Annotated in this window: 21 protein-coding genes and 1 tRNA gene; 5 read left to right on the top strand and 17 right to left on the bottom strand. The window is 67.5% G+C overall.

Features of this window, described 5'->3' with window-relative positions:
• Window positions 1-77: 77 nt before the first annotated feature.
• Window positions 78-932, top strand: a complete 855-nt coding sequence (locus ACM6LR_RS08425; protein ID WP_414936451.1) for an HpcH/HpaI aldolase/citrate lyase family protein — start codon at window positions 78-80, stop codon at window positions 930-932.
• Window positions 933-1121: 189 nt separating this feature from the next.
• Here the strand turns inward: ACM6LR_RS08425 and ACM6LR_RS08420 are convergent, their stop codons facing one another.
• The 9 genes from ACM6LR_RS08420 to ACM6LR_RS08380 form a co-directional block, all read right to left on the bottom strand.
• Window positions 1122-1643, bottom strand: a complete 522-nt coding sequence (locus tag ACM6LR_RS08420) for a hypothetical protein (protein ID WP_414936452.1) — start codon at window positions 1641-1643, stop codon at window positions 1122-1124.
• A 240-nt stretch (window positions 1644-1883) separates the two neighbouring features.
• Window positions 1884-3269: an amidase gene (locus tag ACM6LR_RS08415; protein WP_414943506.1), complete on the bottom strand. Its 1386-nt coding sequence runs from the start codon at window positions 3267-3269 to the stop codon at window positions 1884-1886.
• Window positions 3270-3280: 11 nt separating this feature from the next.
• Window positions 3281-4039, bottom strand: coding sequence for an SDR family NAD(P)-dependent oxidoreductase (locus tag ACM6LR_RS08410; RefSeq protein WP_414943505.1), 759 nt, complete (start codon window positions 4037-4039; stop codon window positions 3281-3283).
• A complete protein-coding gene (locus ACM6LR_RS08405; protein ID WP_414943504.1) occupies window positions 4036-5457 on the bottom strand; it encodes an aldehyde dehydrogenase family protein in 1422 nt (473 codons plus the stop codon). Before ACM6LR_RS08405 ends, ACM6LR_RS08410 begins: the two co-directional genes overlap by 4 nt.
• On the bottom strand, window positions 5450-6223 hold the full coding sequence (locus ACM6LR_RS08400) for an ABC transporter ATP-binding protein (protein WP_414943503.1): 774 nt from the start codon (window positions 6221-6223) through the stop codon (window positions 5450-5452). Before ACM6LR_RS08400 ends, ACM6LR_RS08405 begins: the two co-directional genes overlap by 8 nt.
• Entirely contained in the window at window positions 6220-6966 is a 747-nt protein-coding gene (locus ACM6LR_RS08395; protein WP_414943502.1) for an ABC transporter ATP-binding protein, read from the bottom strand. The genes ACM6LR_RS08400 and ACM6LR_RS08395 overlap by 4 nt, the downstream gene beginning before the upstream one ends.
• Window positions 6963-7775, bottom strand: coding sequence for an ABC transporter permease (locus tag ACM6LR_RS08390; RefSeq protein ID WP_414943501.1), 813 nt, complete (start codon window positions 7773-7775; stop codon window positions 6963-6965). Before ACM6LR_RS08390 ends, ACM6LR_RS08395 begins: the two co-directional genes overlap by 4 nt.
• Complete coding sequence (locus ACM6LR_RS08385) at window positions 7775-8719, bottom strand: ABC transporter permease (protein ID WP_414936459.1); 945 nt, start codon at window positions 8717-8719, stop codon at window positions 7775-7777. Before ACM6LR_RS08385 ends, ACM6LR_RS08390 begins: the two co-directional genes overlap by 1 nt.
• Complete coding sequence (locus tag ACM6LR_RS08380) at window positions 8716-10206, bottom strand: ABC transporter substrate-binding protein (protein ID WP_414936460.1); 1491 nt, start codon at window positions 10204-10206, stop codon at window positions 8716-8718. The genes ACM6LR_RS08385 and ACM6LR_RS08380 overlap by 4 nt, the downstream gene beginning before the upstream one ends.
• A 60-nt stretch (window positions 10207-10266) precedes the next feature.
• Between ACM6LR_RS08380 and ACM6LR_RS08375 the strand changes: the two genes are divergently transcribed.
• Window positions 10267-11010 carry a FadR/GntR family transcriptional regulator gene (locus tag ACM6LR_RS08375; protein ID WP_414936461.1) on the top strand — a complete coding sequence of 248 codons (744 nt, stop codon included), beginning with the start codon at window positions 10267-10269 and terminating at the stop codon, window positions 11008-11010.
• Window positions 11011-11031: 21 nt separating this feature from the next.
• A complete protein-coding gene (locus ACM6LR_RS08370) occupies window positions 11032-12087 on the top strand; it encodes a patatin-like phospholipase family protein (protein ID WP_414943500.1) in 1056 nt (351 codons plus the stop codon).
• Between the two features lie 74 nt (window positions 12088-12161).
• Here ACM6LR_RS08370 and ACM6LR_RS08365 read toward each other — a convergent pair whose 3' ends face one another.
• The 5 genes from ACM6LR_RS08365 to ACM6LR_RS08345 all read right to left on the bottom strand — a co-directional run bounded on the left by ACM6LR_RS08365 (window position 12162) and on the right by ACM6LR_RS08345 (window position 18866).
• Complete coding sequence (locus ACM6LR_RS08365) at window positions 12162-12764, bottom strand: class F sortase (RefSeq protein WP_414936463.1); 603 nt, start codon at window positions 12762-12764, stop codon at window positions 12162-12164.
• A 4-nt stretch (window positions 12765-12768) separates the two neighbouring features.
• Window positions 12769-13473 (bottom strand): hypothetical protein, encoded by a 705-nt coding sequence (locus tag ACM6LR_RS08360; protein ID WP_414936464.1) that lies wholly within the window; start codon window positions 13471-13473, stop codon window positions 12769-12771.
• Window positions 13474-13902: 429 nt separating this feature from the next.
• Window positions 13903-14235, bottom strand: coding sequence for a hypothetical protein (locus tag ACM6LR_RS08355; RefSeq protein WP_414936465.1), 333 nt, complete (start codon window positions 14233-14235; stop codon window positions 13903-13905).
• A 17-nt stretch (window positions 14236-14252) separates the two neighbouring features.
• Entirely contained in the window at window positions 14253-15293 is a 1041-nt protein-coding gene (locus ACM6LR_RS08350) for a trans-sulfuration enzyme family protein (RefSeq protein WP_414937096.1), read from the bottom strand.
• 336 nt (window positions 15294-15629) lie between these two features.
• Window positions 15630-18866 carry a penicillin acylase family protein gene (locus ACM6LR_RS08345; protein ID WP_414936466.1) on the bottom strand — a complete coding sequence of 1079 codons (3237 nt, stop codon included), beginning with the start codon at window positions 18864-18866 and terminating at the stop codon, window positions 15630-15632.
• 194 nt (window positions 18867-19060) lie between these two features.
• Between ACM6LR_RS08345 and ACM6LR_RS08340 the strand changes: the two genes are divergently transcribed.
• On the top strand, window positions 19061-19441 hold the full coding sequence (locus tag ACM6LR_RS08340) for an FKBP-type peptidyl-prolyl cis-trans isomerase (RefSeq protein ID WP_414943499.1): 381 nt from the start codon (window positions 19061-19063) through the stop codon (window positions 19439-19441).
• 64 nt (window positions 19442-19505) lie between these two features.
• On the opposite strand, the gene ACM6LR_RS08335 is transcribed toward ACM6LR_RS08340, so the two are convergent.
• From ACM6LR_RS08335 to ACM6LR_RS08325, 3 genes are all read right to left on the bottom strand, one after another.
• The gene (locus tag ACM6LR_RS08335) at window positions 19506-20549 is read right to left on the bottom strand and encodes an ImmA/IrrE family metallo-endopeptidase (RefSeq protein WP_414936468.1); all 1044 of its coding nucleotides are present in this window, start codon (window positions 20547-20549) and stop codon (window positions 19506-19508) included.
• Window positions 20546-20770 carry a hypothetical protein gene (locus ACM6LR_RS08330; RefSeq protein ID WP_414943498.1) on the bottom strand — a complete coding sequence of 75 codons (225 nt, stop codon included), beginning with the start codon at window positions 20768-20770 and terminating at the stop codon, window positions 20546-20548. The genes ACM6LR_RS08335 and ACM6LR_RS08330 overlap by 4 nt, the downstream gene beginning before the upstream one ends.
• A gap of 592 nt (window positions 20771-21362) precedes the next feature.
• A tRNA-Leu gene (locus ACM6LR_RS08325) sits at window positions 21363-21445 on the bottom strand.
• A 129-nt stretch (window positions 21446-21574) separates the two neighbouring features.
• On the opposite strand from ACM6LR_RS08325, the gene ACM6LR_RS08320 reads away from it, so the two are divergent.
• Entirely contained in the window at window positions 21575-22852 is a 1278-nt protein-coding gene (locus ACM6LR_RS08320; protein ID WP_414943497.1) for a DUF3662 and FHA domain-containing protein, read from the top strand.
• Window positions 22853-22882 lie beyond the last annotated feature (30 nt).

Here is a 22882-nt window from a genome sequence, read left to right as displayed (position 1 = left end):
CGCACGGCGGCCCGCAGCCGCGTTGGCGAGGCCTGCCGGCCAAAACGCGTGATCCGAAAAGATCAGGAGGCTTCCGAATGAATCCCCGCCGTTCCGTCCTGTACATGCCCGGCGCGAACGAAAGAGCACTGGAAAAAGCCAAGACGCTCGACGCGGACGGGCTGATCCTCGACCTCGAAGACGCCGTCGCGCCCGACGCGAAGGAAGCCGCTCGTGAGCGGGTCTGCGTCGCCGCGTCTTCGAAGGAGTACGGCGAGCGCGAGGTGACCATCCGCGTCAACGGCCTCGACACCGAATGGCACGACGCCGACCTCCGGGCCGCCGCGCAGGCGGGTCCGGCCGCGATCGTGGTGCCGAAGGTGAACTCCGCCGCCGAGGTGCACAACATCGAGCGCGCGCTGGAACTCGGCGGCGCACCCGATCACACGAAGATCTGGGCGATGGTCGAAACCCCGGTCGCGATGCTGCACGCCGAGGAGATCGCGTCGGCGTCCGAACGGCTGACCGTGCTGGTCATGGGCACGAACGACCTGGCGAAGGAACTGCACGCCGAATTCGTCCCCGGCCGCGCGCCGCTGCTCGGCGGGCTTTCGCTGGCACTGCTGGCCGCGCGGGCGACCGGCAAGGCGATCCTCGACGGCGTCTACAACGACGTGAAGGACCTCGAAGGCTTCGAGGCGGAATGCCTGCAGGGGCGCCAGTTCGGCTTCGACGGCAAGACGCTGATCCACCCGACGCAGCTGGAGCCGTGCAATCGGATCTTCGCGCCGTCAGAGGAGGAGATCGAACGGTCGCGCAAGATCATCTCGGCATTCGAGGAGGCACAGGCGGCCGGGCAGGGCGTCGTGACCGTTGACGGGCGGATGATCGAAAACCTGCACGTGGACAACGCGCGGCGGATCCTGGCGCTGGCGGAAGCGATCGGCGGCTGACAGGAACGTGCGGCGAACAGCCGCGTCCATGAACTGTTGGCCGTGATGTAGGCAGCGACCTGTGGGGAGATGAGACCGGCAAGGTCTTGCACGTCCTTCCAGTGCCCCAGCAAATCGACAGCGAGCAGCGGCTCGTGGTGAGCGACGCGGTTGCGAAGCCTGTGTAAGCGCTCTACGTGCCGGTCGACGTCACGACGGTCGGTCCCGGCACGAAAAGGCCAAGTGTAGGTACGGGATCCACAGCGGGTCGTGATGACGTCTCGCGGACAGGTACCGCCAGAAGCCGAAGCTGAGTTCGGCGATCATCTTTCCGGGCGACGGCGATGGCCGCTTGTCCGAACCGCAAGGGCGGTTGACCTTCGGGGTCGCGTTCTTGATCGCTTCGGCAAGCAGTCTTCGGCTTGTCTCGTTGACGTCGTACCGCGTACCGTTCGCCGCTTTCTGCCACCGCGACGGGAAGATCATCGTCGCCTGGAAGACCCAGTGCGCCTTTCCCTCTGCGACGGCATGGCCCAGTGCCCGGTCATAAGCGTTGCGCAAGGCGACTTCCAGGTGCGACAGGTCGTGATGGATCGCTGCGGATACCGCCGTGTTCCACTCGTACAAGCCCACGGCTTGCTCCCGTTCCTGGTTCGCCGCTTGCGGGAAGACCTCGAACCTTGGCTTCGACAGCCAGGTTTCGATCCAGTCCCCCGCACCAGCGCTGGTCATCCTCGGAACTCCTGCCTAGGGATTCGCCGTCCACTCGACGTGGCCGACAAATTTGCTATGCTTGCCGACGAATAGCCCCGGATGGCCCCTGACCTGCTGGTCATGTCACCGGGGCTTTGATCTTTTCGCTTGCTGGCAGGCAAGGCAACGACGGCAGGACAGGGCGTCGTGCCTGACGCAATTCGTCCTCTGGTTGCGGTAGATGAACGCGCATCTACCGCAACCAGAGGACGAATTGCGTCAGGGGCGGGGCCAGGGGCGGGCAGGGGGGCGAAGGGTTTCGTAGGCGGCAGCGGCGCGAAGGACGTCGAGGTCGGCGAAGCGGCGGCCGCTGATCTGGAGGCCGATGGGCTGGTCATCGCTCGTGTAGCCGCAGTTGATCGAGACGGCGGGCTGGCCGGACATGTTGTACGGCACGGTGAACGCGATGTGCTCGAACGGACGGCGCGGGTCGTTGGTCGGCGAAGGCCACTCCGCTGGCGGGGCCGAGACGGGGCACGTCGGTGACAGGACGACGTCGAAGCGTTCGGTCTCGCGCAGGGTCGCGACGGCGATGGCGTCGATCTGCGCGAAGCCGCGGTAGGTGTCGACACCGCTGACGTCGGCGCCGCCGGCGGCCCAGTCGGCGATGTACGGCAGGACCTTCGCGCGGCGTTCTTCGGACAGTGTGGACATGTCCGACCAGGCTCGGACGCGCCAAAAGGTGTCGAGCCCGTCGAGCATTTCGCGGCGCAGGAACGGTTCCACCGGTTCGACGACGGCGCCCGCGGCTTCGAAGGCCCGCGCGGCCTCGGTGACCGCCGCGAGGATGTCCGGCGAGACGGGGAGGCCGACGCCGGGGTCGAGGTGGAGACCGATCCGTAGGCCCTTGACCCCGACTGACAGCGACTCCCAGTCAAGTGAGGACGCCGGCAGCGAAAGGTGGTCGCGACCGTCCACACCGGACAGAACGCTCATCAGCAGCGCGGTGTCGGCCACGGTCCGCGTCATGGGCCCGGCGACGCGGCCGAGGAACGGCGGATCGACCGGCACGCGACCGAAACTCGGTTTCAACCCGACCAGGCCACACCAACCGGCGGGCAGCCGGATCGAGCCGCCGATGTCGGTACCGACGTGCAGCGGGCCGTAGCCGGCGGCGGCCGCCGAACCGGCGCCGGCGCTGGAACCGCCGGGCGTGCGCGCCGTATCCCACGGGTTCCGCGACGCGGTGTGGAAACTCGACAGCCCGGACGTCAGCATCCCGTAGTCCGGCATGGTCGTCTTGCCGAGCAGGACCCCTCCGGACTCGCGCACGCGAGCGCCCGCCGGGGCGTCGTCAGGCGCGGGCACCAGCGAGGTGGCGGCCGTGCCGAGCGGGACCGGGGTGCCGCGGGTCGCGATGTTCTCCTTGAGGGTCAAGGGAACGCCGTCGATCGGGCCGAGGCGTTCCCCGGCGTGCCAGCGGCTTTCGGACGCCTTCGCGTCTTCACGCGCGCCGCCCGGGTCGTACGCGTACAGCGCGTGCAGTTCGGGCTCGCGCGCCTCGACGCGGGCGAGGACCGCTTCGGTGACCTCGACCGGCGACAACGTTCTCGCGCGGTACTGGGCGACCAGTTCGACGGCGGTCAGATCGGGCAACTCCGGCACAGCGGAACTCCTCACGTCGCGGGCGGTTCGAAGCGGCCGTCGACCGCGGTCCAGCCGCCGTCCACCGCCAGCACGGACCCGGTCACGAACGACGACGCGTCGGACGCCAGATAGACGACGGCGCCGGCGAGTTCGTCCGGACGTGCCCAGCGGCCGAGCGCCCCCTTGGTCGCGTAGGCGTCGTACCAGGCCGGATCCGCTTTGATTTGCGCGGTGAGCGGAGTCTCGACGACGCCGGGAGCGATCGCGTTGACCCGCACCCCGGCCGGGCCGAACTCCGCCGCGGCCGTGCGGAACAGCTGCACGAGACCGGCTTTCGTCGCCGCGTACGGCCCCTGACCGGGCTCGACGGTCGTACCGCGGATCGAGGAGAACCCGATGACGCTGCCCCTCCCGCGCTCGACCATCCCCGCGCCGAACGCGCGGACGACCTCGAACGTCGCACCGAGGTTCAGCGCGATCACCCGGTCGAATTCCTCGCGCGAGTACTCGAGCAGGCGTTTGCGCACGTTGGTCGCGGCGGTCAGCACCACGACGTCGATCTCGCCGAGTTCTTCCGCCGCTCGCGCGGCCGCACCGGACTCGAGCAGGTCGATCTCGTAGGCCTCCCCCGCACCGGTTTCCTCGGCGGCGGCGACATCGCGGTCCGCGACGATCACTTCAGCGCCGTGCGCGGCCAGCGCCCGAGCGGCTTCGCGGCCGATGCCGCTGCCTCCGCCGAGCACCACGGCCCGTCGTCCGTCGAGGCGGAACAGGTTCTCATAGCTCATGGCCGCAGCACCGCCATCCTCGTCACGGTCAGTTCCTCGACCGCGAACCGCGGCCCTTCCCGCCCGATCCCGGAGTCCTTCACGCCGCCGTACGGCATGGTGTCGGACCGGAAACCGGGCACCTCGTTGACCACCACACCGCCGACGTCGAGTTCGTCGAGCGCGCGGAACGCGGTCTTCAAGGACGTGCTGAACACCGAAGCGTGCAGGCCGTAGCGCGACGCGTTGACCGCGTCGAACGCTTCGTCCACTCCTGCCACAGTGCGAAAGCAGACGACGGGGCCGAAGATCTCTTCGTCCCAGCATTCGAGGCCCTCGGGCACGTCGAGCAGCACCGTCGGGCGCAGCACTGTTCCGTCCACACCGCCACCGACCAGCCGCGCACCCGCCGAAGTCGCTTTGTCGACCCATTCCTGAACGCGCCGTGTCGAACCCTCGTCGATCAGTGCCGACACCCGCGTCTTCTCGTCGCGGGGATCACCCGCGACGACCTCGCCGAACCGCGCCAGCACGCTTTCGGTGAACTCCTCGGCCACCGCTTCGACGACCAGGACGCGTTGCACCGAAATGCAGGCCTGGCCGGACGCGTAGAACCCGCCGCGCAGCACGGCGTCGGCGGCCGCGTCGAGATCGGCGTCCTCGGCGACGACGAGCGCGGCGTTGGAACCCAGCTCCAGCAACGTCTTCGTCGGCGCGGCGTCGCGGGCGATCCGGTGCCCGACCAGCGCGGATCCGGTGAACGACACCGCACCCACCCGCCTGTCCGTTGTCAGCGCCGCCCCGACCGCCGCGTCCCCGGTGACCAGCTGGACCATCGCGGGCACGTCGGTCAGCGAGCGCACGAGGTGCACGAGCCACAAGGTCGCCAAGGGCGTCTGCGGGGCGGGTTTCACCACCACCGGGCAGCCCGCCGCGATGGCGGGCGCGATCTTGTGCGACGCCAGCAGCAGCGGATAGTTGAATCCGGCGATGCCGACCACGACGCCGATCGGCTTACGCTTCCAGAACCCGACCAGCCCGTCGCCGGACGGCAGCAGGTCGAGGGGCACGGTCTCGCCGTGCAGCCGGGAAACCTCTTCGGCGGCGGCCTGCCAGGTGACGATCGTGCGGGCGACCTCGACACGGCAATCCACCAGCGGTTTGCCGGTCTCCAAGACCAGCAGCCGCTCGAAGGCCTCGCGCCGGGCTTCCAGAGCGGTGGCGACGTGGTTCAACAGCGTGCGACGGGTACGCGATGGCAAGGCCGCGACCTGCTTGAACACCGCGACGGCCTCGTCGATCGCCCGCGTGGCCAGCTCCGGCGTCCCGACCGGCGCCCGGCCGATCTCGCTCCCGTCGTACGGGAACGTCACCGGCTCAGTGTCCACAGTGGACATCCAGCCGTCGCCGATCGGCAGTCCTTCCGGGTACTCAAGCATCGTCGCCTCCGTTACGAAGCCGCGCCAGCTCGGCGCGCAGGTTCGGCGCGGCCGCCAGCAGCTCCCTGGTGTACTCGTGTTCCGGCGCGTCGTAGACCTGGTCGACGTCACCCATCTCGACGATCTCCCCGCGCCGCATCACCGCGACCCGGTCGCAGACGTGCCGCACCACACCGAGGTCGTGCGAGACGAAGACCAGCGTCAGCGAGTACAGCTCGACCAGCGACGCGAGCAGGTCGAGGATCTGTTTCCGCACCGAGACGTCGAGCGCGCTCACCGGTTCGTCCGCGATGAGGACGCTCGGGTTCGGCGCGAGCGCCCGCGCGATCGAGACGCGCTGCCGCTGCCCGCCGGAGAACTGGTGCGGGTACCGGCCGGCGGCGTCTTCGGGCAGGCCGACCGCCTTCAGCAGCTCCGAAACCCGCGCGGGGTCCCGGCGTCCCAAGGGTTCGGAGATGATGTCGCGCACCCGCATCCGCGGATCGAGCGAGCCCATCGGGTCCTGGAAGACGATCTGCAGTTCCGACCGAAGGAAGCCGAGTTTCCGTTCGGGCAGCGTGTCGACGCGCTTGCCCTGGAACGAGACACTGCCCGCCGTCGGCTTGTCGAGAGCGGCCAGCAATCTGACCAAAGTGGACTTCCCCGAGCCAGACTCGCCGACGATCCCGAAGCGCTGACCAGCCTCGACGTCGAACGAAACCCCGCGCAGGGCGTGCACGTCGCGGCGTGGGTAGCGGCGTTCCAGGTCCCGGACCTCGATCATCATCGGCTCGCCTCCAGATCCGAAGCGGCCAAAAGCTTCTTGGTGTACTCGTGCTGGGGAGCGGTGAGCACTTCGCGGGTGGTTCCGGCCTCGACGATCTCGCCGTCCAGCATCACCAGCACCCGCTCGCACACCGACGCCACGACGGCGAGGTCGTGCGTGATGAACAGCAGCGCGCTCTCCCGCTCGCGGACGCCGTCGAGGATCAACTCCAGGATCTGCGCCTGCACGGTGACGTCCAACGCGGTCGTCGGCTCGTCGCAGATCAGGAGCTTCGGATCGTTGGCCAGCGCGATCGCGAGCACCACGCGTTGCCGCTGCCCACCGGAGAGCTGATGCGGATACGCGCGGAAAGTCCCTGGCAAACCGACGGAATCCAGCAACGTCTCCGCCGCCGCGCGGTGATTCCCGCGATCGCGGTGGATCCGCATCGGCTCGGCCACCTGCGCGCCGACCCGCATCGCCGGGTTCAGCGCCGTCATCGGCTCCTGAAACACTATCGACAGTTCGTTGCCGCGCAGCCGCGACAGTTCCTTCTCCGGCGCGGTCAGCAACTCGCGGCCGTCGAGCTTCACCGAACCGGACGCGGCGAGTTCTTCGGGCAGCAGGCCCATGATCGACAACGCCGTCAACGACTTCCCCGAACCGGACTCGCCGATCAATCCGACGCGCTCGCCGCGCGCGATGTCGAACGAGACGCCGCGGACCAGGTCACCGATGCCGAGGCCGTGGACTTCGAGGGTCATAGCCGCACCGCCAATCGAGGGTCGAGACGATCGCGGAGGCCGTCCCCGAGCAGGTTGAAACCGAGGACGGCGATGGCGATCGCGACGCCGGGTACGAGCGCGAGCCGCGGGTGCAGGGTCAGGAACACCTGGGATTCCTGCAACATCCGGCCCCACGATGGCGTCGGCGGCCGCGTGCCGAACCCGAGGAACGACAACGCCGCTTCCGCGAGCACGGCGATCGCGAACGACACGGACGCCTGGACGATCAGCATTCCGGAGATGTTCGGCAGCACGTGCCGCGCGGCGATGGTCAGCCGCGACCGGCCCGCCGACCGCGCGGCCAGCACGAATTCGCTGCTCATCACCTGCAGCGTTCCCGAGCGGGCGATCCGGGCGAAGGCCGGGATGGTCGCGATGCCGATCGCCACCATCGCGGTCAGCGTGTCGGCCCCGAACACCGCGCCGAACATGATCGCCAGCAGCAACGCGGGGAACGCGAGCACGAGGTCGTTGACGCGCATGACGAACTCGCCGAGCCACCGCGACGACATCCCGGCGAGGATGCCCAGCGGCGTCCCGATCAGCGCGGCGATCCCGACCGCGACCACGCCGACGTACAGCGTCGTCCGCGCGCCGACCATGAGCTGGCTGAGCACGTCGCGGCCGAAGCCGTCCGTGCCCAGCAGATTGGCGCCGCTGAAGTCGTGCAGCCGATGGGCCGCGTCGACCTTCACCGGGTCGAACGGCGTCCACACGAACGAAAGCAGCGCGGCGAGCACGATCAAAGCGACCAGTGCGCCGCCGATCACGAGACTGCGATCGCGCATCAGGAACCCCGCAATCTCGGGTCGAGCACCGTGTAGAGGACGTCGACCACGAAATTCACCAGCAGCACACCGACCACCAGCACCAGCACGATCCCCTGCACGGACACCAGATCCCGTGACGCCACCGAGTCGAGCAGCATGCTGCCCAAGCCCGGCAGGACGAACACGCGCTCGACGACGACCGCGCCGATCAGCAGCGTCGCCAGTTGCAGGCCCAGCACCGTCACCACCGGCACGGCGGCGTTGCGCAGCCCGTGGCGGAACAGCGCCTGGAACGGCCGAAGTCCTTTGGAGCGCGCGGTGCGCAGATAGTCCTGCCCGAGGGTGTCGAGCACGGCGGAGCGGGTGTATCGGGTCAGTACGGCCCCCTGCACGAGGCCGAGTGACAACGCCGGAAGGACAAGGCCGCGGAGGAATTCGCCAGGGTCTTGCACCGGCGGTGTCCAGCCACCGGAAGGCAGCCAGCGCAAGTGCACCGCGAAGATCTGCACCAGGATGATGCCGGCGAGGAACGCGGGAATCGCGACGCCGATCTGCGAGAGCCCGGAAACCGCGGTGCCATCGGCTTTCCGGCGCCGCACGGCGGCGAACGTCCCGGCCGGGACCGCGATCAGCAACGCGACCAGCATCCCGGCCCCGACCAGCCACAACGTCACGCCGAGCCGGTCGGCCAATGCGGGTCCGATCTCTTCGCGGGTGACGTACGAGCGGCCGAAGTCGCCTTGCAGGACACCGCCGATCCACTCGAAGTACTGCGTCACCAACGGCCGGTCGATGCCGAATTCGGCGCGGGTCTTCGCGATCAGCTCCGGCGTCGCGTTGACGCCGAGCGCGACCTGCGCCGGATCGCCGGGCAGCACGGCCATGAACAGGAACACCACGATCGACGCGACCAGCACACTGGCGATCAGGATCGACAGGCGGCGGAGGACCTTGACCGTCATCGCGGCGCCAATCCCGTGAGGTCGAAGGACTCGCTGACCTGGTTGCGGACGAACCCGGTCACCTTGTTCTTCGCCACGATCACATTGGGGAACAGGAAGAGCCAATCAGCGGCGGCGTCTTCGGACAGCTGCCGAGCGACCTGCCGCATCGCGCCGACCTGCTCCTGGGGCGTTCCGGCGTCGGCCTTCGCCAGGTTTTGCTGGACGGGCTCGCCGTCATAACCCCAGTAGTACTTCGGCTTGCCGAAGGTGACGATGTCGCGTGCCTCGACGTGCTGGATGATCGAGAGGTCGTAGTCGCGGTCGGTGAAGACCTGCTTGAGCCAAACCGCCGGGAAGTCCAGCGGTTCGATCGTCACCGTGACCCCGACATCGGCCAGTTGCGACGCCACCACCTGCGCGGCCGAGACGGCGTACGGCAGGTTGGGAATCCTCAAGCGCAGCGCGGATTGCGGCTGTCCGGCCTCGGCGAGCAGCGTTTTCGCCTTCGCCGGGTCGAAGGGGTACGCGTTCGAAAGGTCTTCGTACCAAGGATCCGTCGGCGGGACCATGCTGCCGATGAGCGTGCCGCGCCCGGCCCAGGCCGTGTCCAGCAACGCCTTCCGGTCGATGGCGTAGGACAGCGCGCGCCGCACGCGGACGTCGTTCAGCGGCGGACGCGCGTTGTTGAACGCGAGCGTGACCTCGCTGTTCGTCGTGCCTTCGACGACGGTGAACCGGTCGTCGCTCTGGAACTGAGGGATCGAGTCCGGCACGGTGATCGCGGAGATGACGTCGATCCCGTTGCTGAGCAGGGCGTTGTTAAGCGCCGTCGGATCCTTGATGTACTTGAGGACGACGGTGGAATACGCCGGTTTACGGCCCCAGTACGCGGAATTCTCCTTGAGCACGATGGAATCGCCGCGCCGTCGCGAAGACACCGTGTACGGCCCCGTCCCGACCGGTTTGTTCGCGAGATCCGCGACGCCGGTGGGGCTGAACATCGCGCCGAGCCTGCTGGTGAGGCTGAACAGCCAGCCGTTGCTGGGTTTCGTGAGCACGACCCGCGCGTGGTCCGGCGCGACGACGTCGACCCGGTCGACGACGTCCATTGTGGACTTGATCGAGACCGTCCAGTCGGTTTTGACGCGCATCAGCGAGAACTTGACGTCCTCGGCGGTGAACGGCGTGCCGTTGCCGAACTTCGCGTCCTTGCGGAGCTTGAAGTCGTAGGTCTTGCGGTCTTCCGAGACGGTCCACGATTCGGCCAGCAGCGGCACGATCTTCCCGTCCGTGTCGAGTTTCACCAAACCCTCGTAGACGTTGTAGAGCAGGGCCTGCGGAATGGCGGCACCGTCGGTGCGGGTGAAGTCGAAATTCGCGGGCTCGGCGGTGTAGCCGACCGCGAGCGTATGGGGATCCTTGGCCACGGTGGCGCTCGAACCGGCGGAGCAGGCGGACGTCACCAGCAGCAGCGCCAACGCCGCCGCGTGGATCCGGACTTTCATCCTGCCCCCTGACCGGTAGACTGGTCTGACCAGTAAACCAGACGAGACGGCAGGGTCAAGATGGAATTCGAGCCGGTCGCCCCTGTCCGCGCGTACCAGCGCGTCGTCGAACAAATCGAGGAAGCCGTGTTCAGCGGCCGGATCAAACCCGGCGACCGGCTACCGAGCGAACGTGAACTCATGGTGCAGTTCGACGTCGGCCGCTCGACCGTACGGGAAGCGCTGCGTGTCCTGCAGGCGGCGGAAATGATCCGCTCGCGGCCCGGCGATCCACGCGGTCCCGAGGTTCTGGCCGCCTCACCCGTCGCGTTGCACCGGTCGATGCACCGGCTGGCAAGGGCCGACCACCTCGGCCTTTCCGAACTGCTGCAGTTCCGCATGATCCTCGACGGTTCCGCACATCTGCTCGCCGCGCAGCTCAGGACCGAAGACCATCTGACGGAACTGGACGCGGCACTGGAAGCGATGCGCGCGGGCGTCTCGCGGGGTTTCGCCGAATTCAGCCACGCGGACGTCGCGTTCCACGAGGCCATCGCCCGCGCGACGGGGAATCCGCTGCTGGTGATCAGCGGTGAGGTCGTCCGCGGGGTCGTACTCGAACTCATCGAGGACAAACTGGAGCACGCCGACGACCGGACGGCGTTGATGCGCAACTGGCTGGCGCATCACGAAGAGGTGCTGGAAGCGATCCGGGACTCGGACGGTGAGCGCGCGGCGCGGCTGGCGAAGCAGGCGCTTTACGACAACTACGCCGAGTACGTCCCTGAAGAAGAACGTCGTCTTCTCCAGCCACTGCTCGCTTGACCCGCCTCTACACTCGCTCAGGTGGGGGATGCCAAGAAGCCTTCAACGGCCCGGAAGGGCGTCGGTCTCGCGCTGTCCGGTGGCGGCTACCGCGCGATGTTGTTCCACACCGGAGCCCTGTGGCGGCTCAACGAACTCGGCTGGCTGTCGAAGATCTCGACGTTCTCCAGCGTCTCCGGCGGTTCGATCGCCGCCGGTGTCCTCGCGCACGCGTGGTCGGACCTGGACTTCGAATACGGTGCCGCGAACAACTTTCACGACGAGGTCGTCGTGCCGATCCGTAAGCTGGCGCGTACCCGGCTCGACATCCCGATCACCTTGCGCGCCATGGCCATGCCGTGGCGAAGCGCCGGTGATGAGCTCGCGCGGGTGTACGCGAAGCACCTGTTCGGCGACTGCTGCCTCAAGCATCTGGACCCGGCGGCCCCGCAGTTCGTCTTCACCGCGACGAACCTCCAGGACGGCGCGCTGTGGTGGTTCTTCCGGCAGGACGGGCCGCACGGGAACCTCCCCCTCGCCACCGCGGTGGCCGCGTCGTCGGCGTTCCCGCCGATGCTCTCGCCGGTGGTCTTCCGCGATCCGCTTTCGGCCGAAGCCGGCAAGAAGATCGTTCTGAGCGACGCCGGCGTCTACGACAACCTCGGGCTGGATCCGGTGGAGGGGCACGCGACGGTGCTGGTCAGCGACGCGGGCAAGCGGATGAAGGTCAAGCAGAAGGTCAAGCGTGACTGGGGGCGGCAGCTGCTGCGCGTCCTCGACATCATCGACAACCAGGTCCGCGAGCTGCGGCGGGGCGCGCTGCTGAAGTCCTATGTGGAGAAGGACTTCGCGGGCGCCTACTGGGGAACCTACGTCGATCTGGAGAACTTCGAGCTGGCGGATTCACTGAGGGCGCCGGTCGAGCTCACGCACAAGCTGGCGGAGACGCCGACGCGGCTGACGAAACTGCCGGAGGTGTTGCAGGAGCGGTTGATCAACTGGGGTTACGCGGCGTGCGACGCGGGGATGCGACGGTGGGTCGACACCGAGGCGGTGGCTCCGGCCGGGTTCCCGTTCCCGAAGTCGGGCGTGGGCTGAGCGGGTCCCCGAATGCTATGAACGGTCCGTTCCTTGCGAAATTTGCAAGGAACGGACCGTTCATAGCGCGCGCGTCAGGCGACCAGGTTCGCGTAGACGATGATGTTGTCCTTGTAGCTGTGCTCTTCCTTGTCGAAGACACCGCCACAGGTGATCAGCCGCAGCTGCGGCTTGTCCGTGTTGCCGTAGACCGCGTCCTCGGGGAACTGGTCCTTGGGAACCTGCTCCTTCTTCTCGACCACGAACTTCAGGCTCTTGCCGTCGCTGCGGTCGACGAGGATCTCGTCACCTGGGCTGACGTCCTTGAGCTTGTAGAAGATGCCCGGCTGCTTGTTGCCGTCGACGTGCCCGAGCACGATCGCCGGGCCGACGTCACCGGGAACCGGCGAAAGCTGGTACCAAGCGGCCTGCATCGGCTTCTTCGCCGAAGGGACGGCCATCTTGCCGTCCTTGTTGACTGCGACCGCGATCAGGTTCGACTCGGCGCCGATCTTGGGGATCTTCACGTTCGTCGGCCGGGTGCCGTCGAACGGCTTCGTGACCGGGACGGTCGATTCCGGCGGCGCCTGCTGTGCGGCGGGCGCGGGATCGTCGGTACCGCAACCGGTCAGCGCGAGGGAAAGGATCAGGGCGGCCGCTACCGCGCGGCCACCCTGCCTCAGGAATTTCGTCGACATTCGATCAGGCCGCGGTGGCGCCGAAACCGGTCTCGATGCCGCCCTTGGGGGCGTACTTGACCTGCTTCTCCGGCTTGCCCGGGGTGCCCGCGCCGCCGCCGATGGGCGACTCGAACTCGATGTCCGCCTTGCCCGGCTTGCCGGCACAGGTCCAGGTGAAGGTGCTCGAGTTGCCCTTGAAGGACTTCTTCACCTTCACGATGTAAACCCAGTAACGGCCGTCGTCCTCGGCCTGGTTGTGCCTGATGATGTCGAAGTCCGGAGCCGAAACGTTCGACGGCTCGCCCGACTGGCAGGCGATGACCAGCGCGCCGACGCCGGTGTCACCGATGTAGCCCGCGCCGACGTTGTCGTAGAAGGGTTCTTCCGGCGGAGTGGTCGGCTTCTCCGAGGTGGAGGTCGGCGACGGCTTGTCGGAAGTCGGCGTGCCGCTGGTCGAGGTCGGCGTGCCGCTCTCGGTCGTCGACGGCGGGGCCGTCGTGACCTTGCCGCCCGACCATTCGGGACCCGAGGTCGCCTTGCCGCCCGTCCACGAAGGCGAGGGCGCCGTGGTGGGCGTCTCGCTCGCCGGGGCGGCAGGCGTCGTCGTGATCTCGTCCTGTGCCATCGCGGCGGGCGTGACGGCCAGCGAGATGACGGCGCCGGCCAGCACCGCGCCCGCGACGCGGCTCAACGTCTTCTTCAAAGTGATCTCCCAGTGGAAAAGCATCGCAACGCAAGGTGACCCCCACCCTGCGACCACCCAGGGAAAAATCCCACGTTCGGGTGATAGCGCGATCCTGCCGGAAAGTCGTGGCTCGGCAGTAGCGAAAGGACAGTGACAAGAGCCACTGGAAAAACCGGTAACACCGAGGTGGTCCGACCCGATACAGGAGTCCGAAAGTCGCTCAGCAGAGGGAAATCCTCGCGGTGCCGAGGGCAGGTTAACACCCATACGGCCGGAATGGCCGCCATGCGGAAGCCTTTTTTCCTCTTCCGCCGAACGTCTCGAAAGCGCCGGTTTTCCTGGCCGAATCGACCGCTGTTCGCCACTCTCCGCACGTTTGTTACCCGTCGGTTCACACGTTCGGAGTACGCCCTCGTGAAGCACTGACCAGCTCCAGGTGAAAGCCGGTGCTTGGTAACTCGAAGGTCACGATCAGAGCACCAGGAACAAGGCCACGGCGAGGGAAAGCGCGCCGAGGAGGCCCCCGAAGAACAACCAGGGCTTCGGTGACGTCCGCTTCCGCACCGCCCGGCCACCGCCCACGGCCGCGAGCAGCAGCCCGAGACCGAACCCGATCGCCGGGACGAAGGTGGCGAGTGTCCGGTTCTCCGGGGCGCAGGCCCAGATCTCGTCGCTCGGGCAAGGCTTCGACGCGAGTTCGGCCAGCACGCCCGCCGCGACGATGGCGAGAAAGCCGAGCACCAGGAGCCAGAACAGGCCCCACATCCATTGACCGAGCCGCCGGGGCGGTTTCGTCTCCTCCACGCGTTCAGGTTAAGGCGCTAGCCGAGTGCCGAAGCCAGATCCGTCCAGAGATCTTCCGGATCCTCGAGCCCGACGCTGAATCGGACGAGTCCGGCGGGCACGTGGGCGTCGCCCGCCAGCCAGGCCCGCCGCTCGACCAGGCTCTCGACGCCGCCAAGGCTGGTGGCCGCGCGGATCAGCCGCAGCGAGCCGATGACCTTGTCCGCGGTTTCCGCGTCCGGAAGTTCGAACGCGATCATCGTGCCGGAGCCGGGATACCGCACCCGGGTGATCGCGGGGTGGTCCAGCAGCCGCGCCGCCAGCAACGCGGCCGTGCGCGTCTGCTCGGCCAGGCGGACCGGCAGCGTCCGCAGGCCGCGCAGAGCCAGCCACGCTTCGAGCGCTCCCGGCGTCGCGCCCATCCGGGTGCGCGCGTCGCGCAGGTCCTTCGCGACGCCTTCGTCGGCCGCGATCGTCAGGCCGAGCAGCAAGTCACTGTGTCCGCCGATGAGTTTCGTCGCGCTGTGCACGACGATGTCCGCCCCGAGGTCCAGCGGCCGCTGACCGAGCGGGGTGGCGAACGTGTTGTCCACGGCGACCAGGCCGTTCGCGGCGGCGGCGATCGTCTCGATGTCGATGACGTCGAGGGTGGGGTTCGTCGGGGATTCCAGCCAAAGCAGGTCGGCGTCCGCGGCGGCGACCCACGCCTCCGTGTCGTCCGGCGCGATCTCCGTGACCATGAGACGGCCGGTCCGGTGCGCGTGCGCGAGCAGCCCGCGAGACCCGGCGTAGGAGAACGTCGGGACGCAGACCTTCGCGCCGACCTTTAACGTGTCCACCACGGCGCTGAGCGTCGCGATCCCCGACGCGAACGCGGTGGCGTGCCCGCCCTCGAGCGCGCCGATCGCGGCTTCGAGGGCTTCCCAGGTCGGCGTGCCGTTCTCCCGCGAATACGCGCGATCGGCGCCGGCGTCGAAGGTGCTCGCCGCGACGATCGGCACGTTCAGCGGTTCACCGGGGCCCTCGGGGCGTCCGGCGGCGACGGCGAGGGTGCGGGGTGACCAGTCGTTCGTGTCCACCCCACCACCGTAAAGGTCGCGGATGATCACGGAAACCGGCCTCTTCGCGATCATCGGGTGCCGGACTCCGGCCATGACTTCCGGAACCATCGACGCGGGAACCTGAGCACTCGGCGACATGTGGGTCAACCGGGTCGGGTTCGGCGCGATGCGTTTGCCCCAGCGCGGCCGCTGGCGACCGTGACCAGGCCCAGATCCGCCTCGCGTGGGCTCGGCGGCGTGGGCCGCACGTACTGGTCATTCCGGACAACGTCGCCGCCGGAGAGCACTGCGGCTCCCGCCCGAAGCCCTGGCCCGCCTCGAAGTACTCCATCAAGGCGGGCCGTCAGCCACGGCCTAGTGGGCGTACACCTCGAACTCGTAGAGGGAGTAGCCGTACTTCGTGCCCCGCTGAACTCCGGCCATCCGGACGTAACGGCCGTCGGTGGCTTCGAAGGCGACGTTGTCCTGCCCGCCGTCTCCGTCCACTATGGACGCCGCGTCCCGCCAGTTCGTCCCGTCCGACGAGACCTGCACCTTGTACGCCTTCCCGTACGCGGATTCCCACTGGAGGATCACCCGGGAGACCCGCCGCACCGAACCGAGGTCGACGGTGATCGACTGGCCGTCGCTCCAGTCGCTCGCCCAGCGGGTCGAGAGGTTCCCGTCGATCGCGTTGGACGGCGGCGAGTTGTACCAGCCGGTCTCGTGGCTGCTCGCGCTGACCGACCGGCCGGTGGCGAGGTTGGCGATGTTGTCGCCGCGCTTCGCCGGGAACTCGACGACCTGCTGGAAGGTCGGCCGGTTCTGGGTGCTCATCTTGGCCTGTGTGATCCCGCCGAGCGCGCGGTGGATGATCGTGTCGGCGCACCACTGGTCACCCGCGGAGCAGTCGCCGTCACCGGGGTACACGGTGTTGGCGGGCTGCGCGGCGGCCTGCGTCAGCGAGTCGAGCAGGATCTGGCGGCAGGCGTCGACGTCGCCGCCACCGCAGTACTTCGCGCCCAGCGGTCCGGCCACGTTCTGCCCGAGTACAGAGCGGATGTCCTTGTGCACGTAACCCCACCAGCCCGCCTGATACGACGAACCGGCGTGCGGCTGGCCGACGTGCTTTCCGGGAACCTCGTTCTGCCAGCCCGAAGGCGACTCGTTGATCTTCAGCACGCCCACCATGGCGGCGTAGGCGGCGTCGCCCATGCCGGGTTTGAACTGGGCATTGACCAACAGCGGCCACCACGCGTCCATGACGCGGATCGCGTCGGCGTTCGCGTAGGCCTTGCTTCCGGGCGAGGTCTCCGAACGCAGGCCGCCCGCGGCGAGCCAGGTCTTCAGCTTCGCCACCGCGTCCGCGGCCGGACCGGTCACGGGGGCCTTGTCGATCACCTTGAACAGTTCCGGCAGCACCTTCTCCGCCCGCAGGTCGGCGAGCGCCGCCTCTTCCATGGCCTGTGTGAGGTTCACCCGCGTCACCTTGGTGCCACTGGAAACCAGTTTCTTGACCCGCGCGTCGATCAGATCACCGCGGTGCACGGAACTCTTGTCCGCGCCGCTGGCGGCGTAGCCCTTGGTCTGGGCGTTGTTCCAGCTGATGTAGTAGTCCTGGTTGATCGACTGCGGATGCTGCGACGACGGCGTGTAGTTCGCGAGGTTTCCGTCGGGATTCCAGCCCTGCCAGTCGAATCCGGCGTCGGCCTTCACCGGCATCGCCGGGTCGACGGTCGGATTGCGGACCGGGTTCGAGCCGGAGTTGAAGTACGCGACGTCGCGGGAGTCGGCGTAGAACCAGTTGTAGGTCTGGTTGACGTCGGCCGCCGCGGCCTGGAAGTCCTGCGCGGACTTGATCGCGTCCGGGTCGTTGAACTTCTGGAAGCCGATGATCGTGTCGATCTCGTGCTGGAAGGTCGACCGCAGCGACGCGTACGCCACCGGTTTGCCGCCGACCAGTGCCCGGCTCGTCACCGGACCGTATTTCGTGCGGAAGCTGCGCAGCGTGTACGAACCCTCGGCGGTCCCGTCGGCGATCGTGGGCTTCCAGGCGTTCTTGCGCTCGACGATCTCGAACGGCAGGCACTGGCCGCGGAAGCGGTAGAAGTTGGAGTTCTTGGTCGGCGTGGAACCGTTCTGCTCGCACAGTTCGACGGCGTAGGAGTCGGTGATGTCCTGCGACGCCGAAGTCGCGCTCCACGAGTAGTCCTTGCCGCGGCCGAGCAGCACGTACATGCTGATGCCCGCGAAGGAGGCGCCGCGGGCGCTGATGCCAGGGCCCTGGAGTTCCTGCAGCATCAGCAGTTGCGGCGCGAAGTAGCCGGTCTGCGGGCCGAAGACGGCGACCGGGTGCCCACTCGCGGTCTTGGCGCCGGAAACGACCAGCGCGTTGGACATGCCGTGCTTCTCGGAGAGCATGTTGCCGGGCAGGACGCCGTCGTCGAAGATGCCGCGGACGGCCTTCTGGTCTTCAGGCGCGGGAACGGTCACCTTGGCGGGCGCCCGAGTCCCGGCGGAACCGGTCGGGTCGAAGACGAGTTGCTGCCCGGAGACCGAACCCTTGTCCGGCATCGCGGCGCCCTGCGGGTTCGACGGTGCCTTGCCGTAGTCGAAAGTCTGTCCATTGTGGAGGGTCTTGACGGTCTCGGGGTCGTCCTCGGAGCGGAGGCTCTTCCAGACCTTGTCGCCCTGTTCGAGACCGTACTTCTCCTGCATCGCCATCTTCGCGATGGCGTTCTGCACCTCACCACCGCCGCCGGCACCGAACTGCGCGCCGACCACGGCGGCGAGGACGACGAGGTCGGTCAGCTTGAACGGCTCGATGGTCCCGGCGTTGGTGATCGCGTCGACGTGCCCGGTGAGGACGTACTCACCGGGGAAGTAGCGCCCGCTGTGCGAATCGGAGATGTACTTGTTGACCCCCTGGACGTAGGCCTCGGCGTCGGCCTTGCCCTGTGCGCCGCGCGGACCACTGGCCGCGGCGTTGTCGATCTGCTTCTGCAGTTCCTGCTCGGTGTAGGGCGCGGAGGAGAAGAAGCTCTGCTCGAGGTCGCGGTTTCCCTGCGCGCCCCCGGCGAACGAGGTCAGCTGGCCGCGTCCGACGCGGCGCATGACGTCCATCAGCCAAAGGCGGTCCTGTCCGGCGGCGTACCCGGCGCCGTACATCGTGCCCGGTCGCGTCGTGCCCACGATCCGGGGAACACCGGTCGCCTTGTCACGAGTGATCGTCACGTCCGAACGGGGTTTGATCGTGCTCTCGACCTGCCCGGACTGGACACCGAACGAGGCATCGTTGAAGAACTGGTTGATCTTGTCCGTGGTCAGCGTCCGGTAGCCGTTGGCGAGCGAGGCGTACTTGCCGAGCTGGTCGGCCGAATGCGCGGGACGGGTGCCGAGCGCCTTGTGCGCCAGTATCTCGGCGAGGGTGGCGTTTCCCTTGGTGCCGGGCGGCAGGATGTCGGAACACTGGCCGCCGCAATAGTCGTCGAGCGCGGCCGCCACCACCGAGTTCTGCGGGGATTCCGCCGCGCTCGCCTGCGGTGCCGGAACGGTTCCCGCCACCAGGGTCAACCCCGCCAGCGTCGTCAAGACCCGTATGCCTCGTCGCATGAAAGACCTCCGTCGTCGGAGAGTGACGAGGCGCACACTACGCACGGGTATCCAAATTTGTGAAGACTATTCGCGTTCTTCTCACCGTTCGGCGGAACACTTCGACCTGCGAACCCCGGACCTGCGTAGGTAGCCCTCCTCTTCCCCGCCGCCGCCCTCAGCGGAGAAGCTTCGCTTCACGTATCTTCCTTGGCATGTCTTTGGAAAAGCCCCAGATCGACCGCCCGGAGGGGCCCGCGCCCTCCGACCTGGAGAAGTCCGACATCACCGTCGGAGAGGGCCAGGAGGCGAAGTCCGGCGACACCGTTTCGGTGCACTACGTCGGTGTCTCGCACTCGACCGGCGACCAGTTCGACGCGTCGTGGGACCGCGGTGAGCCGCTGCGCTTCGGCTTCGGCCTCGGCGCCGGTCAGGTCATCCCCGGCTGGGACCAGGGCGTCGCGGGCATGAAGGTCGGCGGCCGTCGTCAGCTGGTCATCCCGCCACACCTGGCCTACGGCGAACGCGGCGCCGGTGGCGTCATCAAGCCGAACGAAACCCTGATCTTCGTCGTAGACCTGATCGGCGTGAACTGACCCACTCAGTCAGCAGGGCCCCGGTGGACATAGCCCTCCGGGGCCTATCTGGCGCCGCCGAGAGTCACACCGCTTGCAATCGTCGCGTCGGTCGCGCAAACGGGTTGTCCGCGGAGTCTTCCGAGAAGCCCGCCAATTCAGCGATCTCTTCATCGGTGAGACCTTTGGCCCGTAATGCATCCCCGATGGCCGTGACGAGCTGCGGGATCTCTGGCGCCAAGCGGTCACTGTCCGGTTCAGTCGTCTTCCATCCGCGAGCGTTCAGAGACTTGTAGAAGCTCGTACGGTCTGCTGCGGAAACCTGCTTGAGCGAGTAGGCACGCTCGAAGAGCGCCTGCATCGAGACTCCCCAGACTCGCTTCATGTCTCGTAAGTGTCCGAGCGTCGCAGGACGAAGATCCGGCTTGATCACATGCGCCGGCATCAGAAACTCAGCCGCGAACTCGTTGGCTTCTCGTTCGGGATCTTCGGTCGCGATCCCGTTGTGAAGCACGAGATGGCCGAGTTCGTGAGCCAAGGTGAGCCGTTTGCGATCGACCGGGGCGGCCGCGTTGATCAGCAACACAGGGTGATCGCCGATCCACTGGGAAAGCCCGTCGATACGCGAGGTACCGAAGTCTTCTTCCAGGATCACGCAGCCGGCGGCCTCGAGCCATCGGGCCAGGTGCCGCACCGGCCCGGCCGGCAGTCTCCATTGAGCGCGCACCATCAGCGCCGCCTGCACCGGAGTCGTATCGATCGGATCGAACGTCGGGACAGACTGCTCCGCCCTCATCGACACCTCTTCGAACAACACGGACACGTGGAGTCGATAGGCGTTCAGTCGCGCTTCCAGTTTCCGCCACACGGACGCTTTGGTCGTTCGCGGACGCCTCATGTGTGCGTCCACCGCGAGCGCGCCCCGAACGGCGTGATCCCGAGACAGGAAGCGCGTTGATACGCCCAACGACCGCGCGAGCCGGCTCAACACGTCGTCATCAGGCATGCGTTGGTCGTTCTCGTAACGGGACAACGCTGCCTGCGTGACTCCAGCCATGGCGCACAGATCCGCCTGCGTCAGTCCGCGGGCGCGGCGAAGTGTTTCCAGCACATCGCCGATTCCACTCACGTCGCTTCGTCCTCCTCATCTCGGACCATGGCCTCGTACAGGTCGATCTGGGGCAGCGACGGATCCACCGGAGTCCAGGTGAACGCCGTACCCGTGGCGCCAGGCGCCCCAGCATCTACCTCGACAGCCCAAATCGCATCTTTGTCCAACCCGTCGCGCAGGGAGACGATGGTGCCGCCGATCACCCGCTCTTCGGGGTCCCAGCGGTAACCGAAGCCCAAGCGGACCTCCTCCAATCCTTCCAGAGCTTCGGATTGCGCCCAGAAGGCTAGGGCGGATTTCGTGGCGTACGACCTGACGCGATCTCGAACCGTGTGCCGCTTCACGAGCGCGGTACCGGAGACCGACCGCGACTTCGCGAGTGACCCCCTGATCCACCAGCTCGACCGAATCGATGTCCGTGAGCCCCCGGCGCAAGTGCGCCCAAAGCCGGTCATGGATCCAGTTCGAGAGCCCACGATCACTACTGTCCGCAACCCAGCCGGGAAGGCATCGCGATACTCGGCCAAGTCAGCTCTTGCCGCATTCGTGGCGTCGACCAGAGCTTCGACGACCTTGTCGCCAAGGTCGTGCAGAACATCCTCAGCCTGAGGGTAAGAAAACATACCAGAAAATATACCGCCTGCGCACACGCAACAACCAGCACAAAAGCAGGAAAGGAAGGATTGTTCGCGGGATTGAGGCACCGAACCCAAGACCAACCGTCACTCTCACGCACCGTGGGGGCCCGGGGGTTCGGCCCCGGGAGTCGACGAGCGACGACTCACGCGAAAGAGGCCCCCATCACGGAGCGAAGGGGGCCTCGAACAAGAGTGGGCGAGGAGGGAGTTGAACCCTCACGTCCTTTCGGACACACGGACCTGAACCGTGCGCGTCTGCCATTCCGCCACTCGCCCGAGTGCATCGTTCTCTGACAGCTCGCAAAGCGTAGCAGGCTGATTTCACGGGTTTCACCGGGGGCCGTGTCCGACTGGCCGTACCCGGATAGGATCGACGGGGAAGCATACGTGTGAGGAGGTTGCCCGGTGGGCCGCGTTGAGCGCTTTGATAGGCGGCTCGAGAATCTTGTGGGCAATACCTTCGCGCGCATGTTCGGTGGCAACGTCGTCACGCAGGAAGTGGCGGTGGCGCTTGAGCGCGAGAGCGAGGAGAACATTCGTGAGCTGGCCGGTGGTCGACAGCTCGCCCCCAACCACTACATCGTGTCGTTGGGGCAGGCTGATCACGAGCGCATGGCCGGAGACGAGCGTCGGGTCACGTCGGTGTTGGCGGAGGCGGTCAAGGAACACCTCGCCGAGCACGGTTGGGACACCTATGGTGACGTCGTAGTTTCGCTCGAGCGCAACGAGGCGCTGCATACTGGACAGTTCAAGACCCGTTCGTCCGTCGATCCCGACGTCAAACCCCACGACGCCGAAGGTTCGTCACGGTCGGCACGACCCAGCAACGCAGGAGACCCAGCAATGAGCCAGCCCCCCGGCTACGGCCAATACGACCAGGGTGACCCGTACGGCCAGCAGCAGGGCCAGTACGGCTACGGACAGCAGGCTGGCCAGCAGCAGCCCGGGTACGACCAGGGTTATGGCGGCCAGCAGCAGGGCGGCTACGACCAGGGTTACGGCGGCGCCCAGCAGCCCGGTTACGACCAGTACGGCGGCCAGCAGCAACAGCAGCCCGGGTACGACCAGGGCTATGGCGGTGGCGCCGCTCAGCAGCCCGGCTATGACCAGTACGGCGGCCAGCAGCAACAGCCTGGGTACGACCAGGGTTACGGCGGTGGCGCCGCTCAGCAGCCCGGCTATGACCAGTACGGCGGCCAGCAGCAACAGCCTGGGTACGACCAGGGCTATGGCGGCGGCGCCGCTCAGCAGCCCGGTTACGACCAGTACGGCCAGCAGCAGCAAGGCGGCTACGACCAGTACGGCGGTGGCCAGCAGCAGCAGTACGGCCAGCCCGCCGCGGACCCGTACGCGCAGGGTGGCGGCTACGGTGGCCAGCCCGCGGCCGGCCGTCAGCTCGCCGCGAGCCTTCAGCTGGACGACGGCTCGAACCGCTCGTACTCGCTGAAGCAGGGCGGGAACGTCGTGGGCCGTGGCCAGGACGCCGACTTCCGGCTCCCGGACACCGGTGTCTCGCGCCGTCACCTGGAAATCACCTGGGACGGCCAGAGCGCGACGCTCGCGGACATCGGTTCGACGAACGGCACGACCGTCAACGGCACCCCGGTGCAGACCTGGCAGCTCGCCGACGGCGACGTGATCCGCGTTGGCCACTCGTCCCTCGTGTTCCGTACGCAGGGCTGACCGGCGGCGGCTGGAGGGGGTACCGCAGAA

It is taken from the genome of Amycolatopsis sp. cmx-11-32 (assembly GCF_047608695.1).
In the GTDB taxonomy this organism is placed as follows: Bacteria; Actinomycetota; Actinomycetes; order Mycobacteriales; family Pseudonocardiaceae; genus Amycolatopsis.
Note: the sequence above shows the minus strand (reverse complement) of the source record. Positions and strands in the feature narration are given on the sequence as shown.